Raw genomic sequence first — 17,462 nt, forward strand, 5'->3', positions numbered from 1 at the left:
AGTGCAGACTTAAGGGAACATAATGCAGGCTAAGACGCACATTCTAGTGGTTGATGATGACGAAGAAATCCGCCTATTGCTCGAAGAGTACTTAACTAAGGCAGGCTTTGAAGTGTCGGGTGCCGAAGATGGCGTGGAGATGGAGCTATTCATCAAAGCTAAGGGATATCCCGATCTTATTCTGCTTGATGTGATGTTGCCAGGTGACGATGGGTTTACCCTTTGTCAGCGTGTTAGGCGTGATTCTCAAGTACCTATTATCATGTTGACTGCGGTGTCTGATGAAACCGATCAAATCATTGGCCTAGAGATAGGGGCCGATGACTATATTGCTAAGCCATTCAGCCCGAGACAGTTAATGGCTCGCATTAAGGCACTATTGCGCCGTGCGCATATCCATGAAGATAAACACGATGATACGCCACCTCGCACCATCGATTTTGGCGACTGGCACTTAGATACGATTGCACACCGTATGACGAATAAGGTTAATGGGCGCAGTCATGACTTGTCTGGAAGTGACTTTGCGCTGTTGATGCTATTTTTGTCGCGTCCGAATGAAATCCTTGATAGGGATACGATTTCTTTTGCTACCCGAGGTCGTGAAGCGCTGCCTTATGAGCGAGGAATCGATGTTCAGTTGAGTCGAATTCGCAACAGACTGGGCACCAGTAAAACGTATCCTCACTACATTAAAACCATGCGTGGTAACGGCTACATTCTTTCTGTGCCGGTCGAATACGGTCAATAATTCATGTCTAGAACACGCTGGTTCAAGCGTTTGAGCCCTAACTCCTTGGTAGCCCGCACGCTACTACTGACTTTACTGGCGGTTTTTTGCTCTCAGGGTGTTCTTACTGCAATTTGGTATCAGAAAACCAAGCAGGATGAACTCTCTGGTATTCGTGACACCTCGGCCAGTATGGCGACCATGTTTGCCTCCACGGTGACCTTTTTTCAAAGGTTGCCGATTAAGTATCGACATATCGTTTTAGACCAAATTCGCAATATGGGGGGAACGCGCTTCTTCGTCTCCTTTAACAGTGAAGAGCTGATTGTCGACCCGATTCCCGACACGCCGCTCAAGCTAGCGTCGATGCAATCTGTTACTCGGGTTCTAAAAGAGAAGTTGCCAACGATTGAAGCGGTGAAGGTCGATTTCTCGAAGGCTGAAAACTTAAGACTGCTTAAGAACGATATCTTTCTCAATGACTTGCCAAGATCATGGGCTCACCATACGTTGACCCTAGGACCTCTTGACCCACCGATTCTCGTGGTCCAGCTCAAGCTCAAAGAGGGAGAATGGATTTACGTGGCGGCGCTATTACCGTCGCCTTACATGCAGCTAGATGACCGGATTTTCTCTCAGGACCAATTGGTCTTTTTGGTGATCTTTACCTCGTTATTGCTGGTGTTAACTTTCTTGCTGGTTCGTGCTCAGGTTAAGCCTTTAAGGCGGCTTGCTAAAGCCGCGAATGAGATGAGTATGGACATTGACCAGTCTCCGCTCAAAGAGGAAGGGGCGACGGAGCTCGTCACCGCGACGCGAGCATTTAATCGCATGCAAACCCGGATTCGAAAGTATGTGTCTGATAGAGAACATTTATTTTCTTCCATCTCTCATGACTTAAAAACACCCATTACTCGATTACGGCTGCGCGCAGAGCTGCTTGACGATGATGCCAAGCGCGACAAGTTCAACCAAGATCTCGATGATCTAGAGATGATGGTTAAAGGTGCATTGCAGTGTGTTCGAGATACGGACTTGCATGAAAACAACGACTTTGTTGACCTCAATGAGATGATTCGAAACCTCTCTGAAACTTACAATCAAGTGCACACGCAAGTGAGCTTTACGGCGTTACCGATGGAGCCTGTGGTACTTAAACCATTGGCCATTAAACGTGTGCTGACCAACCTTATCGATAATGCCGTCAAGTATGGCAAGCATGCGTTTGTATCCATCGAAGAGAACTCGACATGGATCATTGTCACAATTCTAGACAAAGGCAACGGCATTCCAGAATCTCAATTGGAAGCAGTTTTTGAGCCTTATACTCGCCTTGCAAATGATAAAGATGGCCATGGTTTAGGCTTAGGGATCTGCCGCAGTATCTTGCACGGCCTGGGCGGAGACCTTGTGCTACAAAATGCCGAGCAAGGTGGTCTGGAAGTGAAGATCTATATTCCGCCTAATTTAGAGGCTTAGTGATAGATTTCACAGTGTAACATATTTGTTACTTTGGGTTAACAGTTTGTTGCAGTGAGTGTTGCTGGTTTTTTCTACACTGTGTATCGAACAGGGGCAAGAATGGCCTTTTGTCTAATCCAATACATGGAAGATAACAATGAAAATGAATAAAACCCTACTGACTCTATCCCTCGCTGCAGCCACGCTACCTTCACTGTCTAGTGCAGGTGAAGTGGAAGTCCTTCACTGGTGGACCTCTGGTGGTGAGGCGAAATCCGTACAAGAACTGAAAGCGATGCTAGAAGAGCAAGGTCACTCATGGAAAGACTTTGCGGTAGCAGGCGGTGGCGGTGAAAGTGCGATGACAGTACTTAAGACGCGCGCTGTATCAGGTAACCCACCTTCAGCGGCTCAAATTAAAGGTCACGATATTCAAGAATGGGGCGGCCTTGGCTTTTTGACTAACCTAGACGACGTTGCACAGTCTGGTGGATGGGATGCTAGTGTCCCTAGCATGGTCACAGATGTCATGAAGTTTAATGGTGAGTATGTTGCAGTACCGGTCAACGTACACCGTGTTAACTGGCTTTGGGCGAACCCAGAAGTATTGAAAAAGGCGGGTGTAGAAGTACCAAAGACCTTGGATGATTTCTTCGCTGCAGCAGAAAAAATCAAAGCAGCAGGTTTTATCCCTCTCGCTCACGGTGGTCAGCCATGGCAAGACGCTACCGTATTTGAAGCGATTGCTCTCGATGTACTAGGTTCAGATGACTATCGCAAAGCGTTTGTAGACCTAGATATGGACACGCTATCTGGCGACAAGATGGTAGAAGTGTTCACTAAGTTCCAAAAAGTACATGACTACATTGATGCGAACTCGCCAGGTCGAGACTGGAACGTTGCCACTTCTATGGTTATCAATGGTGAAGCGGCGATGCAAATCATGGGTGACTGGGCCAAAGGTGAATTTACCGCAGCAGGTAAGGTTCCGGGTAAAGACTATATCTGTGCACCAGCGCCTGGTACAGATGGACAGTTCACACACAACGTGGATAGCTTCGCTTTCTTTGAAATCAAAGATGAAACTAACGTCGCTGCGCAAAAAGCACTGGCAGCAACCATCTTGGATAAGAAGTTCCAAGAAGTATTCAACCTCAACAAGGGCTCAATCCCAGTTCGTACCGATATGGACATGAGCGCGTTTGACCAATGTGCTCTGGACTCAATGGCGAGCTTCAAAGCGACAGCGAAAACCGGCGACCTAGTGCCAAGTATGGCGCACGGCATGTCGACCACCAGCTATGCGCAAGGCGCTATCTATGACGTGGTCACTAACTTCTTTAATGATCCAAACGCGGATCCAAAAGAAGCGGCACAGAAACTGGCGAAAGCTGTCAAAGCGGCTATCTAGTCACTTCCTCCTAAATCAAGCGTTATAGCTGACTCTCTCCCTGTAAAAGGGAGAGAGCGGTGCCTTGCACCCTTAACGCTTGCTCAATTCCGAAAGCAGTTATTAGTAAGGAAAGGTTATGGAGCAGGCTTTGAATGCACAAGACTCAAATAAGCAGTCCGCGCCAAAACTCAGCTTGGTAGATCGCCTTCAACATTGGCTACCTAAGATTGTCATGGCACCGACCATGCTCGTCACTGTAGTGTGTATCTACGGGTTTATTTTTTGGACCGCGGCGGTCTCATTGACCAACTCGCGTTTTCTTCCGTCGTTTAATTTTGTCGGCTTTGCTCAATATGAAAAGTTGATGGACAACGACCGATGGATTACCTCAATCACCAACCTTGGCATCTTCGGGGTGCTGTTTATGCTTATTGCGATTGTCCTTGGTGTAGGACTGGCAATATTGCTCGATCAGAATATCCGCCAAGAGGGCGCGATACGTACGATTTATCTCTATCCTATGGCGCTCTCTTTCATCGTGACGGGTACGGCATGGAAATGGATCTTAAACCCAGGTCTGGGCATCGAAAAGCTGATGCATGACTGGGGATTCGAAAACTTTAAGTTTGACTGGCTGGTGAACTCCGATATGGCGGTCTACACGCTTGTAATAGCCGCAGTGTGGCAGTCATCGGGCTTTGTCATGGCGATGTTCTTAGCAGGTCTTCGCGGTATTGATTCGTCAATCATTAAGGCGGCGCAAATTGATGGGGCGAGTTTGCCAACCATCTATTGGAAAATCATTTTACCTTGTCTGCGCCCTGTGTTCTTTAGTGCAGTCATTATCACTTCTCACATCGCCATTAAGAGCTTTGACTTGGTGACGGCGATGACCGCAGGCGGACCTGGCTACTCCTCTGATTTGCCAGCTCTGTTCATGTACGCGCATTCATTTACCCGTGGTCAGATCGGTCTTGGTGCAGCCAGTGCGATGATGATGCTGGCAGGGATATTGGCAATTTTGGTTCCGTACTTGTACTCAGAGCTTAGGGAGAAGAAATCATGAATACGTCGATGAATCTTTCTAGACTCTTTATCTACTCGGCGCTGACCTTCTTCTGCTTGGTATACCTAATGCCGCTGTTTGTCATGGTCATCACCTCATTCAAGACACTGCCAGACATCAAAGCGGGTAACCTGATGTCTCTACCAACGGAATGGGTGTTTGATGCATGGAGTAAAGCCTGGAGCAGCGCTTGTACTGGCGTGAAATGTGAAGGGGTGAAGAGTTACTTTTGGAACTCATTCCAGATGGTGATTCCGGCTGTGGCCATTTCAACCTTGTTGGGTGCCTTCAACGGTTACGTTATCACTAAGTGGAAATTTAAAGGCTCAGATCTGTTTTTCAGTTTACTTCTGTTCGGGTGCTTTATTCCATTCCAAGTAATCCTGCTACCAATGGCGGCGTTACTTGGCAAGCTTGGTCTGGCAAACACGACAGCAGGTTTGGTGGCGGTACACGTGATCTATGGTATGGCGTTTACGACTCTGTTCTTCCGTAACTTCTACATTGCGGTGCCAGATGAACTCGTCAAAGCAGCCAAATTGGATGGTGCAGGCTTTTTCACTATCTTCTTTAAAATTCTGCTGCCACTCTCAACACCTATCATCATGGTGACAGTGATTTGGCAGTTCACCTCAATTTGGAATGACTTCTTATTCGGGGTCGTCTATTCAGGCTCTGAGACGCAGCCGATAACGGTGGCGCTCAACAACTTGGTCAACACGAGTACTGGTGTTAAAGAGTACAACGTTGACATGGCGGCGGCGATCATCGCAGCATTGCCAACGCTGGTGGTCTATGTACTGGCAGGGAAGTATTTTGTTCGCGGTCTCACTGCGGGTTCAGTAAAAGGATAATCAACATGGCAACTTTAGAACTTAAACAGATCCGCAAAACTTATCGCAATGCGGACAATGAAACCCTAAAAGGTATCGATATCAGTATCGATTCTGGTGAGTTCCTTATTCTTGTAGGACCATCGGGCTGCGGTAAATCAACCTTGATGAATACCATTGCGGGTCTTGAGGATATCAGCGCAGGTGAGATTGTGATTGATGGTCGCGATGTCGCTCAAGTGCAGCCGAAAGATCGCGATATTGCCATGGTGTTTCAATCCTATGCTCTTTACCCAAATATGACGGTGCGTGGCAATATCGCCTTTGGGTTAAAGATCCGCAAGATGCCTCAAGAGCAAATCGATGCGGAAGTCAACCGCGTTGCTGAGATGCTTCAAATCGACCATCTTCTCGATCGCAAACCATCACAGCTTTCGGGTGGTCAGAGACAAAGGGTGGCAATGGGGCGAGCGCTTGCACGTCGTCCTAAGCTCTACCTGTTTGATGAGCCGTTGTCTAACCTAGATGCGAAACTGCGTGTCGAGATGCGCCACCAGATAAAGCGCCTCCATCAGCAGTTAAATACGACGATTGTGTATGTAACGCATGACCAAATCGAAGCGATGACACTTGCTGATCGCATTGCGGTAATGAAAGATGGTGAGTTGCAACAGCTGGGCACACCGAAAGAGATCTATAACGAGCCAAACAACATGTTTGTCGCAGGCTTTATGGGTTCTCCGTCGATGAATTTCATTAAGACTCGTGTTGATTTAGATGAGAACGACAAGCCGATTATTCGTGTGGTCTCTGGCGACAATCAGCAGCACGTTGTCGCACTTCCTGACTCATTACGTCCACAAGACGGCAATGAGATCGTGATTGGTCTGCGTCCTGAACACATCACAGAAAAGCTTGAAGAAGAGACGGCCGTTGCGACTCAAGTCAGCCTTAAATTGGAAGTGCTTGAGCCAACAGGCCCTGATGTGATTGCGATGGTTAAGGTCAATGAACAAGAAGTGGCGTGCCGCTTATCTCCTGAGTTTGATGCCAATGTAGGGCAGGTGGCACCACTCTATTTTGATATGTCTAAGGCGGTGTTTTTTGATGCCGGGACCGAGGAGAGGTTATTAGTGTAGGGATGTGAGGTATTACTGCTTCGCATTTTGAGAGCTGATCCCTCAGAGCCGGGGGAGCTAGAGTGGGTCAGCTCTTTTTTAATACTTGGTCATTTCCCACCAATTCCTCAAATCCCAATGTGTCATTTCCCACCCATTGTCATACGACAGAAGCGTTCATTCATTGCTCCATTCGATCTATGTCGTTGAAAAATATGAGTTATCTAACCTTGGCACCCTTATTGCTCCTTTAATGCCCATCAGTACCCATAGATGGGACTGCATTAATCCAAAGGAGAATAATAATGTTAAAGCCTCTATCCCTACTGTCTGTCTCTGCTCTTGCACTTGTTAGCTTCAATGCTGCCGCGAACTGTGACCCTGGTGAAATTGTTATTAAGTTCAGTCATGTAACGAATACGGATAAACACCCGAAAGGCATCGCAGCATCAATGCTCGAAGAGCGCGTGAATACTGAAATGAACGGTAAAGCGTGTATGCAGGTATTCCCTAACTCAACACTGTACGATGACAACAAAGTTCTCGAAGCCCTTTTGAACGGCGATGTTCAACTTGCCGCTCCTTCACTTTCTAAATTCGAGAAGTTCACTAAGAAATACCGCATCTTTGATTTGCCATTCTTGTTTGAAAATGTGGAAGCAGTCGATCGCTTCCAAAACTCAGAGTCGGGTGAAAAGCTGAAAAATGCGATGAAGCGTCGTGGCCTGCAAGGTCTAGCTTTTTGGCATAACGGTATGAAGCAAATGTCAGCGAACAAGCCACTTTTAGTACCCGGTGATGCGAAAGATCTGAAGTTCCGCGTACAAGCCTCAGACGTATTGGTTGCGCAGTTTGAGCAGCTTGGTGCTAACCCTCAGAAGATGTCGTTCAAAGAGGTGTATGGCGGCCTTCAAACTAAGGTTATCGATGGTCAGGAGAATACTTGGTCAAACATCTACGGTAAGAAATTCTTCGAAGTACAAGACGGTGTGACAGAAACCAACCACGGCATTCTTGATTACCTCGTCGTGACATCTCGTGAGTTCTGGGATGGCATGCCAGAAGATACGCGTGACCAGTTTGCTTTGATTCTCAAAGAAGTCACTGAGACTCGTAATGCTGAGTCGACCAAAGTAAACCTAGCAAACAAAAACAACATCGTAGAGTCTGGTGGTGTGGTGCGTACTCTGACTCCAGAGCAGCGCCAGCAATGGGTCGAAGCTCTTCAACCAGTTTGGAAGAAGTTTGAGAAGGACATCGGCTCTGATCTCATCGAAGCAGCACTTGCGTCTAACCAACAATAACTATTAAGCAGTCCATGACCTCACGAAAGTGAGGTCATCTTCCCTGTCCCAATTATTACAAAAGCGATGTATCACATGGAACAGTCTCTTATCTCTCGTATTGGCAAGGTTACCGACGCCTTTGAAGAAACGCTGATTGCGTTCTTTTTAGGTGCGATGACACTGTTAACATTTGCCAATGTTATCTCTCGTTATGTGTTTAACGACAATATTTTATGGGCACTTGAACTTACCGTCTTTATGTTTGCCTGGATGGTGCTTGTCGGCGCTTCTTACGGTGTAAAGAAACACTTTCATATCGGTGTTGATGTTGTAATCAACATGGTTTCGGAAAATAACCGTAAACTCTTCGCCATTCTCTCTGTTTTAGCCTGTCTGACGTTTTCAGTCCTGTTGCTTATCGGTTCATGGAACTACTGGTATCCGTTTGTCACCGACAGAGCTTGGTATGAAACCGACGATATTCCTATGCCTGAAATGCTCCAGTTTCTAGCGGACTGGCTCAATGAGGGTGAGCGTTACGAAAAAATGCCGCGATTTATTCCTTACATGGCGCTTCCTATTGGTATGGCTCTCCTGACTTTCCGATTTGCTCAGGCGGCCTATCAAATCTTTACTGGAAAGCTGGATCGCTTAATTGCAGGTCATGAAGCTGAGGAGGATTTGGAAGCATTGAAAGCTGAGATGCAAGACAACGCATTCGACAACGTTAAGGACAAGGATAAATAAGCATGGATATTCTATTACTCTTTCTAATGGTGATAGGCTTTATGCTTATCGGCGTGCCGATTGCGGTGTCTCTTGGCCTTTCAAGTATTCTGTTTTTGTTGATGCACTCTGATGCTTCACTGGCCTCGGTTGCTCAAACTCTATTTAATGCCTTTGCTGGGCACTACACACTGCTTGCGATTCCATTCTTTATTTTGGCATCCAGTTTCATGTCGACAGGTGGTGTGGCGAAGCGAATTATCCGTTTTGCGATTGCCATGGTTGGCTGGTTCCGAGGTGGATTGGCAATGGCATCGGTGGTGGCTTGTATGATGTTTGCTGCTCTGTCTGGCTCGTCGCCAGCGACGGTGGTCGCCATCGGTAGTATCGTTATCGCAGGTATGATTAAGAACGGTTATACCAAAGAGTTTGCCGCTGGCGTTATCTGTAATGCAGGGACGTTAGGCATTCTTATTCCGCCATCGATCGTTATGGTGGTCTATGCGGCAGCAACTGACGTTTCGGTAGGTCGCATGTTCCTTGGCGGCGTCATTCCCGGCTTGCTTGCTGGGTTGATGCTGATGATTGCCATTTATATTGCTGCCAAAGTAAAAGGTCTTCCAAAGCAGCCATTTGTAGGCTGGAAAGAGGTCTTCGATTCTGCTCGTGAAGCAAGCTGGGGTTTGCTGCTGGTGGTGATTATCCTTGGAGGGATCTATGGCGGGGTATTTACGCCAACAGAAGCGGCAGCGGTAGCAGCGGTTTACTCGTTCTTGATCGCTAACTTCATCTATAAGGATATGGGGCCGTTTGCCGACAAGGAAAACAAGAAACCGGCTCTAATCAAAGTCTTTGAGACGTTTGTGCACAAAGATACCAAGCACACACTGTTTGAAGCAGGCAAGCTCACTATTATGCTGCTGTTTATCATCGCAAACGCATTGATTCTCAAGCATGTCCTGACTGAAGAGCGTATCCCTCAGATGATCACTGAATCGATGCTTTCTGCGGGTTTGGGACCGATCACCTTCCTAATTGTGGTTAACGTGTTGCTGCTAATCGGTGGTCAGTTTATGGAGCCGTCTGGTCTACTTATCATTGTCGCGCCGTTGGTTTTCCCAATTGCGATTGCGCTTGGGATTGATCCAATTCACCTCGGCATCATGATGGTAGTAAACATGGAGATAGGCATGATTACGCCGCCCGTTGGGCTTAACCTGTTTGTGACGGCTGGTGTCGCTAAGATGTCGATGATGGGTGTGGTCAAAGCTGCTCTGCCATGGGTGGGTGTGATGTTCTTATTCTTGATCATCGTGACTTATGTACCTTGGGTGTCGACTTGGCTGCCAACGACCTTGATGGGACCAGAAATTATTACCAAGTAACAAAAAGAGGAGGTCGTTAGACCTCCTCATCAATATGTTTCCCATGTTGTGCCCTCGGGTCGGGCTGGAAGCGTCTTTCGTAGAATACGCGCTTCGCTTTTTGTTTGCGTCTGTCCCCAACTTCAACACGCTGCTCAACGTAAAAAATACCATCAATCTCAACAGTGTCTGAAATGAAGGGCACCTTGGTTTTTTCGCCCATCAGATCTCTCCCTCTTTCCAAAGTTGTTATGCAACATTGTGTTTACATTTATAAGTCTAGGAGATCTCAATCACAGTTCTAGTTTATTTTAGGGATTACTTTTGTAGGATTCCTTAATAAGCTGATATTTCTGCATTTTATCGTAGAGAGTTTTTCTCGGGACATTGAGTTTTTCCATGGTTTCTTTGATGCTGCCGTTGGTTTCAATCAGAGCCTGTTCAATGACACTTTTCTCAAACAGCCCTACCTGCTCTGCAAGGGTTTGCCCCGTGTCCTTCGAGTCGTTAGCGTTATCTCCCGCTTGAATCTTACCCAGCAAGACAAAACGCTCGGCGCAGTTTCGTAGCTCCCTCACATTACCCGGCCAATCATGACTAATTAGCTGACTTAGCTCTTGCGGGCTAAGAGCGTTAGCGGTCTTTCCATAGCGAGAAGCGGCCACTAGCTGAAAGTGGTGAAATAGGGCAGCGATATCGTCTTTACGCTCTCTTAATGGTGGGAGATCCAGCGTGACAATGTTGAGTCGGTAATAGAGGTCTTGTCTAAAATCGCCTTCAAGTGACGCTTGGTTTAGATCGGTTTTGGTGGCTGCAATGACGCGAATATCAAGTGGGATTAACGTATTCGAACCGACACGCTCGATTGAACGCTCTTGCAGGACGCGTAGCAGACGGATCTGAGCTTGCATCGGCATGGACTCTATCTCATCTAGAAACAGAGTGCCTCCTTGAGCATGCTCAAATTTACCTACGCGGGTTGTTTCTGCGCCAGTAAATGCCCCCTTTTCATGGCCATACAGCTCACTTTCAATAAGGTTCTCAGGAACCGCGCCGCAGTTCACAGCGACAAAATTGGCGTCTTTCCGAGTGCTTTGCTCGTGGAGTGAACGTGCCACCAACTCTTTACCCGTACCCGTTTCTCCAAACAGTAGTATATCGGCGTGAGTGTCCGCAACCGCAGAGATGGTTTCTCGCAGGTTTTGAATCACGGCCGTGTCGCCAATTATTCTAGGCCCTAGCGTTTGACTGGCTTTTAAAGAGCGTTTTAACTGCTCGTTTTCTAGGGTTAACTGGCGCTTTTCGATGGCACGTTCGGTGATCTCAATAAGGCGCTCTGCAGAGAACGGCTTTTCAATGAAGTCGTAAGCACCATCTTGAATGGCCTGGACGGCCATAGATATATCACCATGCCCGGTAATGAGAATCACCGGGATCCCCGCATAGTGGTGGCTGATTGTGTTGAGCAGATCTAACCCAGATAAACCTGGTAATCGGATATCTGAAATAATGGCGAGTGGTTTCTCTTGTTTGAGGCAGAGGAGTGCATCTTCGACATTGGCAAAGAATTTGGCATCGATATCGGCAAGCTCGAAACTTTGTTCCAAGGCGATTCGAATGTCGGATTCATCATCAATAAAAAAAACTTGGCTCATACAGGCTTCCTTGTGGGCGTCAATGCTGAGTCGGTTATCGGTAGTTCGACACTAAAGCGAGCGCCCCCTAAAGAGGATTGAGTGACATGGATTTGTCCATGCAGGTTTTGAATGATTTGCTGAGAGATAGAGAGCCCTAACCCCAGGCCGTTTTCCTTCGTGGTGTAGAAAGGCTCAAACAGATTCTCCTCTGAGTAATTCTGTAGTCCAGGACCGGAATCATCGACGTGGATAGTAACCGCCTGATTTGTTGTTTCTACACTGAGATTTAACTGCTTTTGAGGGCTGTTTTCCATCGCTTGCATCGCGTTGGTCATTAGGTTTATAAGCACCTGCTCAAGCTGAATAGGGTTAATGACAACGAGAATGTCTTGCTGATCGATGACACAATCTAGCTTAACTTGGTGGCTCTTAAGCTGAGGTTGTATGAGCTCAATGGTTGAGAACAGTACCGGTGCCAATTTGACTTCGCTTAGCTCATTTGCGTCGCTTCGTCTGGCAAAAGATTTGAGCTGTTGGCTAATTTTCGCCATTCGCTCAGTCAGGGCGACGATACGATTTAGGTTGTCTTTGGCACGATCCACCTTGTGTTTATCGATAAAACGTTGCCCGTTTTCTGCAAAGCTTCTTATTGCAGCAAGTGGATTGTTCAACTCGTGACTGATACTGGCTGACATCTGTCCTAACACCGCGAGTTTTGCTGCTTGAATGAGTTCATCTTGTGCTTGGCGCAGTGCTTTCTCTGTTTTGACTCGTTCATCAATCTCCACATGCAATTCCGCGGTTCTTTCCATGACGAGAAACTCAAGTTTTTGCTTAGCTTCTGCTTGTAGTTGCTCGATTTGTCGATGGCGATAGCGACGGTTTTCTACCAGCGCGACGACGAGATAAAGGGAAATAAACACAAGAGCTATGACGCTAATAAAGCTGAAGAGGTCAATATAGAGCGCGGATAGCGGCGTTAGCACGCGAAGTATTAGGTTTGGGATGCCGGAGTCACGTTGGGTAGCCAAATACTGTTTGGTAAAAATATTCCCTTTTGGGTTAGTGAGCAACGTAGATGAAGCAAGCAAGTCACCTTGAAAGCCAAGGCTTTTGATATCGGTTTGCAGGTACTGTCGAGAGTCACGTATTGACGTTAGTGTTTCAGAATCAATATCGGAGAGACTGGTAAAAAGCCAATCGGCATCACTCGACATGAAAACGATCTGATTGTTATCGGTGGCAACATAAATGCTGTTATCACTTTGCCAGCTGCGCTCGATTGACGAGAGATCCATTTTAACCACAACCACGCCTATGTGGTCAGCGGCATAGGTCACAGGGAACGAGTAGTAGTAACCTCTTTGTCCTGATGTCGAGCCTAGTGCAAAGTAAGCACTCTGTTTACCCTCAATTGCATTTTGAAAGTAGGGTCGAAACGCAAAATTTTTGCCGACAAACGAATGGGGAAGATTCCAGTTACTCGAGGCGATCGTATTGCCATAGCGATCCAATAGATAAGTATCAGAGGCAAGGATGATGGTATTGGCTTGTTGAAGATAGCGATTGGTCACTTCAATCTGCGCGGAGTTTTTAGGCGCTTGCAGAGCGTCGACTAACTCCTTGTCTTGCGATAGAAGCTGAGGAATATGACGATATTTATCAAGCTTGCTATCTATGGTCTCGACAAAGCGGTTGAGCCAGTTTTGGTGTTGCAATTGCATCGCTTCAAAGCTGTGACTCCAATACCAGTGACCGGCTGTCGCAGAGATAAAAACAAACAGTGCAATAAAGCTCACTAAAATCCGTTTTAATCGCATGACAGCACCTCTACAGCTCGATATCTATAGGTTAACGAATATAAGGAAATTGTGGCGAAAAAGTTATAAGAACTGAGAGGTGGAAGACCAGCAAAACAGGAGCAAGATCTCTTTTTTCGTCTTTCACCAAAAAAAGCCCTTCAATCTCTTGAAAAAGTCGATATTGTCCCCATTTCAATGTGGACTTAGGAGAAATCAGCACTGATTTCCCTTTTCTTTGAGTATTTAGCGACAAAAGCGTCGATTGACCCGAGTTCGACTCGACAGGGTAGGTGGAGATCGCTAGAATGTCGCGTCTGAAATTTTGTCCTGAGACTAATCAGAGATGCCTTTAACTGACATGTTCTAACTGACATGTTCAGTGCTAAAGAAGACGTCACTCATTAGTCCGATATCCAGAGCAAAGTGCTGTATAAGGCATAATTGACTGGTTATCGATGCTCATTTTAAAGAAGTACGTTTGGTACTAACAAGGATGAAGCGGAAGTATCCCCGTGATATTGACGCTCATACGCTCAGCCAACACTGAGCCAAACTGAGGTTTATACAATGCAAGTTACTGTTGAAACTCTAGAGGGCCTAGAGCGCCGTCTAAACATTACTGTTCCTGCTGCTAACATCGAAGACGCAGTGACAGCTGAACTACGCAACATCGCGAAAAACCGTCGTTTCGATGGTTTCCGTAAAGGCAAAGTGCCAATGAAGATGGTTGCTAAAATGTACGGCCAAGCAGTACGTCAAGACGTGATGGGTGAAGTTATGCAACGTCACTTCATCGAAGCAATCGTTTCTGAAAAAATCAATCCAGCAGGCGCACCAACTTTCGCTCCTGTTGAGAACGAAGCTGGTAAAGATCTAGTATTCACTGCAACTTTCGAAGTTTACCCAGAAGTTGAACTTAAGGGTCTAGAGAACGTTGTAGTTGAAAAACCAACGACTGAAGTACAAGACGCAGACGTTGAAGAGATGATCGAAACTCTACGTAAGCAGCAAGCAGCTTGGACTGAAGTTGAAGAAGCAGCTGAAGACGGCAAGCGTGTAACAATCGACTTCACTGGTTCTATCGACGGTGAAGAGTTCGAAGGCGGTAAAGCTGAGAACTTCCCACTAGAAATGGGCGCTGGTCGCATGATCCCAGGTTTTGAAGACGGTATCCAAGGTAAGACTGCGGGTATGGAATTCGAAATCGACGTAAACTTCCCAGAAGATTACCACGCTGAGAACCTAAAAGGTAAAGCAGCTAAGTTCCTAATCAAAGTGAACAAAGTTGAAGCTCAAGAACTACCAGAAATCAACGACGAGTTCGTTGCTAAGTTCGGTGTAGCTGAAGGCGGCGTTGACGCTCTTAAAGCTGAAGTTCGTAAGAACATGGAGCGTGAACTTAAGCAAGCAATCAAGAACCGCATCAAAGAGCAAGCTCTTGACGGTCTAGTTAAAGAGAACGACATCGACGTTCCTGCTGCACTAATCGATCAAGAGATCGGTGCTCTACGTCAGCAAGCTGCACAGCGTTTCGGTGGCAACCCAGAAGCTGCAGCTCAGCTTCCACGTGAGCTATTCGAAGAGCAAGCTAAGCGTCGCGTAGTTGTTGGTCTTCTTCTAGGTGAAGTGATCAAATCTGAAGAGCTAGAAGCTAGTGATGAGAAAGTGAAAGAGCTTATCTCTGAAATGGCAACTGCATATGAAGATCCATCAGAAGTTATCGCTTACTACGAGCAAAACGAGCAAATGATGAACAACATGCGCAACGTTGCACTTGAAGAGCAAGCGATCGACGCGATCCTAGCTAAAGCACAGGTTTCTGACAAAGAAGTTAGCTTCAACGAGCTAATGAACCAGCAGCCTGCAGCTTAATAAGCAATATCTTGTATAGAAGGTTGACTTAGAGTCGACTTCTCTGCTAACAATGGTCCGTATGATGTTTATCATCCGGGCCATTTATTTTAGGGACATAAGAATATGAGCTACCAAGAAAAAAATGCAATGTCGCCAATTATGAACGCGCTAGTACCTATGGTGGTTGAACAAACTTCCCGCGGCGAACGCTCTTACGATATTTATTCGCGACTACTAAAAGAACGAATCATTTTCTTGACTGGTCAAGTGGAAGACAACATGGCGAATCTTATCGTCGCCCAAATGCTTTTCCTAGAATCAGAAAATCCTGACAAAGATATTTTCCTCTACATCAACTCACCAGGTGGCAGTGTAACAGCGGGTATGTCTATCTACGACACCATGCAGTTCATCAAACCTAACGTCAGCACACTGTGTACTGGTCAAGCATGTTCAATGGGTGCCTTCCTACTTGCTGGTGGTGCTCCAGGTAAACGCTTTGCGCTGCCAAACTCTCGCGTGATGATTCACCAACCGCTAGGCGGCTTCCAAGGTCAAGCATCTGATATTCAAATTCACGCGCAAGAAATCCTGACCATCAAAGAGAAGCTAAACAAACTTCTTGCTGAGCACTCAGGTCAACCACTCGAAGTTGTTGAAAAAGATACTGACCGTGACAACTTCATGTCAGCGGCTCAAGCAGCTGAATACGGTATTATCGACGAAGTTTTGACCCACCGCGGTTAACCCGTCATCGTTTGAGTGAAATAAGACTGGATTGCAGCCCTTGAAAAATGAATTCTCGGGCGCAATATAGTCTAAAGTGATATACACTCAAAACATAGAAAGTAAAGGCTAAGAGGTTAGCGAATGACAGATAAAAGCAAAGAGGGCGGTAGTGGTAAACTATTGTACTGCTCTTTCTGTGGCAAAAGTCAGCACGAAGTTCGCAAGCTAATCGCAGGTCCGTCTGTTTACATTTGCGATGAATGCGTTGACTTGTGCAACGACATTATCCGCGAAGAGATCAAAGATGTGCTGCCGAAGAAGGAATCTGAAGCGTTGCCAACGCCAAGAGACATTCGCGCGCACCTAGACGATTACGTAATCGGCCAAGACTATGCGAAGAAAGTTCTCTCTGTTGCCGTATACAACCACTATAAGCGCTTGCGCAATGGTGATACTACGGCAGACGGTGTTGAACTCGGTAAGAGTAACATCCTCCTTATCGGTCCAACAGGTAGTGGTAAAACGCTGCTTGCTGAGACGCTTGCTCGTTTCCTTGATGTTCCATTCACTATGGCCGACGCAACAACACTAACCGAAGCAGGTTATGTTGGTGAAGACGTAGAAAACATCATTCAGAAACTGCTGCAAAAGTGCGACTACGACGTAGCAAAAGCAGAGCGTGGTATCGTTTATATCGATGAAATCGACAAGATCTCACGCAAAGCAGAAAACCCATCAATTACGCGCGATGTATCCGGTGAAGGTGTGCAGCAAGCACTGCTAAAACTGGTTGAAGGTACGATTGCTTCTGTTCCACCTCAAGGTGGTCGTAAGCATCCACAGCAAGAGTTCTTGCAAGTGGACACATCTAAGATCCTATTTATCTGTGGCGGTGCATTTGCCGGTCTAGATAAAGTGATTGACCAGCGTGTAGCAACGGGAACTGGTATTGGCTTTGGTGCGGAAGTTCGCTCTAAAGACGAAACTAAAACCGTTGGTGAGTTGTTCACTCAAGTTGAGCCAGAAGATTTGGTTAAATACGGCCTTATCCCTGAGTTCATCGGCCGTCTTCCAGTCACGACAACATTGACTGAGCTGGATGAAGACGCGCTGATTCAAATCTTGAACGAGCCTAAAAACGCCCTTACTAAGCAGTACGGTGCCTTGTTCGAGCTTGAAGGTGTTGAACTTGAGTTTCGCGAAGATGCACTGCGTGCGATCGCTGCTAAAGCGATGGAGCGTAAAACAGGTGCTCGTGGTCTGCGTTCAATTCTTGAAGGTGTGCTTCTTGAGACCATGTATGAGCTTCCATCGGCAACAGATGTAAGCAAGGTGGTTATCGACGAAAGTGTGATAAATGGTGAGTCAGAACCGCTACTTATCTACACCAACAACGACAATCAAGTGGCAAGCGCAGAGTAATTTGCCAAGTTCACTCAAAAAGGAGGTAATCATTACCTCCT

At 46.5% G+C, this 17,462-nt stretch carries 15 protein-coding genes; 12 read left to right on the forward strand and 3 right to left on the reverse strand.

Annotated elements, in window-relative coordinates; genetic code table 11:
* Nucleotides 1-22 precede the first annotated feature (22 nt).
* The 9 genes from J4N45_RS04135 (at nt 23) to J4N45_RS04175 (ending at nt 9,998) form a co-directional block, all read left to right on the forward strand.
* The gene (locus J4N45_RS04135; protein ID WP_128649172.1) at nt 23-751 is read left to right on the forward strand and encodes a response regulator; all 729 of its coding nucleotides are present in this window, start codon (nt 23-25) and stop codon (nt 749-751) included.
* Nucleotides 752-754: 3 nt separating this feature from the next.
* Nucleotides 755-2,209 (forward strand): ATP-binding protein, encoded by a 1,455-nt coding sequence (locus tag J4N45_RS04140; RefSeq protein ID WP_234494295.1) that lies wholly within the window; start codon nt 755-757, stop codon nt 2,207-2,209.
* 139 nt (nt 2,210-2,348) lie between these two features.
* The gene (locus J4N45_RS04145) at nt 2,349-3,602 is read left to right on the forward strand and encodes an ABC transporter substrate-binding protein (protein ID WP_234494294.1); all 1,254 of its coding nucleotides are present in this window, start codon (nt 2,349-2,351) and stop codon (nt 3,600-3,602) included.
* Nucleotides 3,603-3,720: 118 nt separating this feature from the next.
* Nucleotides 3,721-4,650: a carbohydrate ABC transporter permease gene (locus J4N45_RS04150; protein WP_252013732.1), complete on the forward strand. Its 930-nt coding sequence runs from the start codon at nt 3,721-3,723 to the stop codon at nt 4,648-4,650.
* On the forward strand, nt 4,647-5,504 hold the full coding sequence (locus J4N45_RS04155; RefSeq protein ID WP_252013733.1) for a carbohydrate ABC transporter permease: 858 nt from the start codon (nt 4,647-4,649) through the stop codon (nt 5,502-5,504). The genes J4N45_RS04150 and J4N45_RS04155 overlap by 4 nt, the downstream gene beginning before the upstream one ends.
* A 5-nt stretch (nt 5,505-5,509) precedes the next feature.
* The gene (locus J4N45_RS04160; RefSeq protein ID WP_252013734.1) at nt 5,510-6,622 is read left to right on the forward strand and encodes an ABC transporter ATP-binding protein; all 1,113 of its coding nucleotides are present in this window, start codon (nt 5,510-5,512) and stop codon (nt 6,620-6,622) included.
* A 284-nt stretch (nt 6,623-6,906) separates the two neighbouring features.
* A complete protein-coding gene (locus J4N45_RS04165; RefSeq protein WP_234494290.1) occupies nt 6,907-7,905 on the forward strand; it encodes a DctP family TRAP transporter solute-binding subunit in 999 nt (332 codons plus the stop codon).
* 75 nt (nt 7,906-7,980) lie between these two features.
* A complete protein-coding gene (locus tag J4N45_RS04170) occupies nt 7,981-8,634 on the forward strand; it encodes a TRAP transporter small permease (RefSeq protein WP_128649174.1) in 654 nt (217 codons plus the stop codon).
* A 2-nt stretch (nt 8,635-8,636) separates the two neighbouring features.
* Nucleotides 8,637-9,998, forward strand: coding sequence for a TRAP transporter large permease (locus tag J4N45_RS04175; RefSeq protein ID WP_234494288.1), 1,362 nt, complete (start codon nt 8,637-8,639; stop codon nt 9,996-9,998).
* Nucleotides 9,999-10,014: 16 nt separating this feature from the next.
* Here J4N45_RS04175 and J4N45_RS04180 read toward each other — a convergent pair whose 3' ends face one another.
* The 3 genes from J4N45_RS04180 to J4N45_RS04190 all read right to left on the reverse strand — a co-directional run bounded on the left by J4N45_RS04180 (nt 10,015) and on the right by J4N45_RS04190 (nt 13,434).
* Nucleotides 10,015-10,200 carry a hypothetical protein gene (locus J4N45_RS04180; RefSeq protein WP_234494287.1) on the reverse strand — a complete coding sequence of 62 codons (186 nt, stop codon included), beginning with the start codon at nt 10,198-10,200 and terminating at the stop codon, nt 10,015-10,017.
* A gap of 88 nt (nt 10,201-10,288) precedes the next feature.
* A complete protein-coding gene (locus tag J4N45_RS04185; protein WP_252013735.1) occupies nt 10,289-11,632 on the reverse strand; it encodes a sigma-54-dependent transcriptional regulator in 1,344 nt (447 codons plus the stop codon).
* Complete coding sequence (locus tag J4N45_RS04190; protein WP_252013736.1) at nt 11,629-13,434, reverse strand: sensor histidine kinase; 1,806 nt, start codon at nt 13,432-13,434, stop codon at nt 11,629-11,631. Before J4N45_RS04190 ends, J4N45_RS04185 begins: the two co-directional genes overlap by 4 nt.
* 549 nt (nt 13,435-13,983) lie before the next feature.
* Here J4N45_RS04190 and tig point away from each other — a divergent pair.
* From tig to clpX, 3 genes are all read left to right on the forward strand, one after another.
* On the forward strand, nt 13,984-15,288 hold the full coding sequence (gene tig, locus J4N45_RS04195; protein ID WP_234494284.1) for a trigger factor: 1,305 nt from the start codon (nt 13,984-13,986) through the stop codon (nt 15,286-15,288).
* 105 nt (nt 15,289-15,393) lie between these two features.
* A complete protein-coding gene (gene clpP / locus J4N45_RS04200; RefSeq protein ID WP_042474027.1) occupies nt 15,394-16,017 on the forward strand; it encodes an ATP-dependent Clp endopeptidase proteolytic subunit ClpP in 624 nt (207 codons plus the stop codon).
* 123 nt (nt 16,018-16,140) lie between these two features.
* Entirely contained in the window at nt 16,141-17,421 is a 1,281-nt protein-coding gene (gene clpX, locus J4N45_RS04205) for an ATP-dependent protease ATP-binding subunit ClpX (RefSeq protein ID WP_042474030.1), read from the forward strand.
* Nucleotides 17,422-17,462 lie beyond the last annotated feature (41 nt).

The organism is Vibrio sp. SCSIO 43140 (assembly GCF_023716585.1).
In the GTDB taxonomy this organism is placed as follows: Bacteria; Pseudomonadota; Gammaproteobacteria; order Enterobacterales; family Vibrionaceae; genus Vibrio; species Vibrio maritimus_B.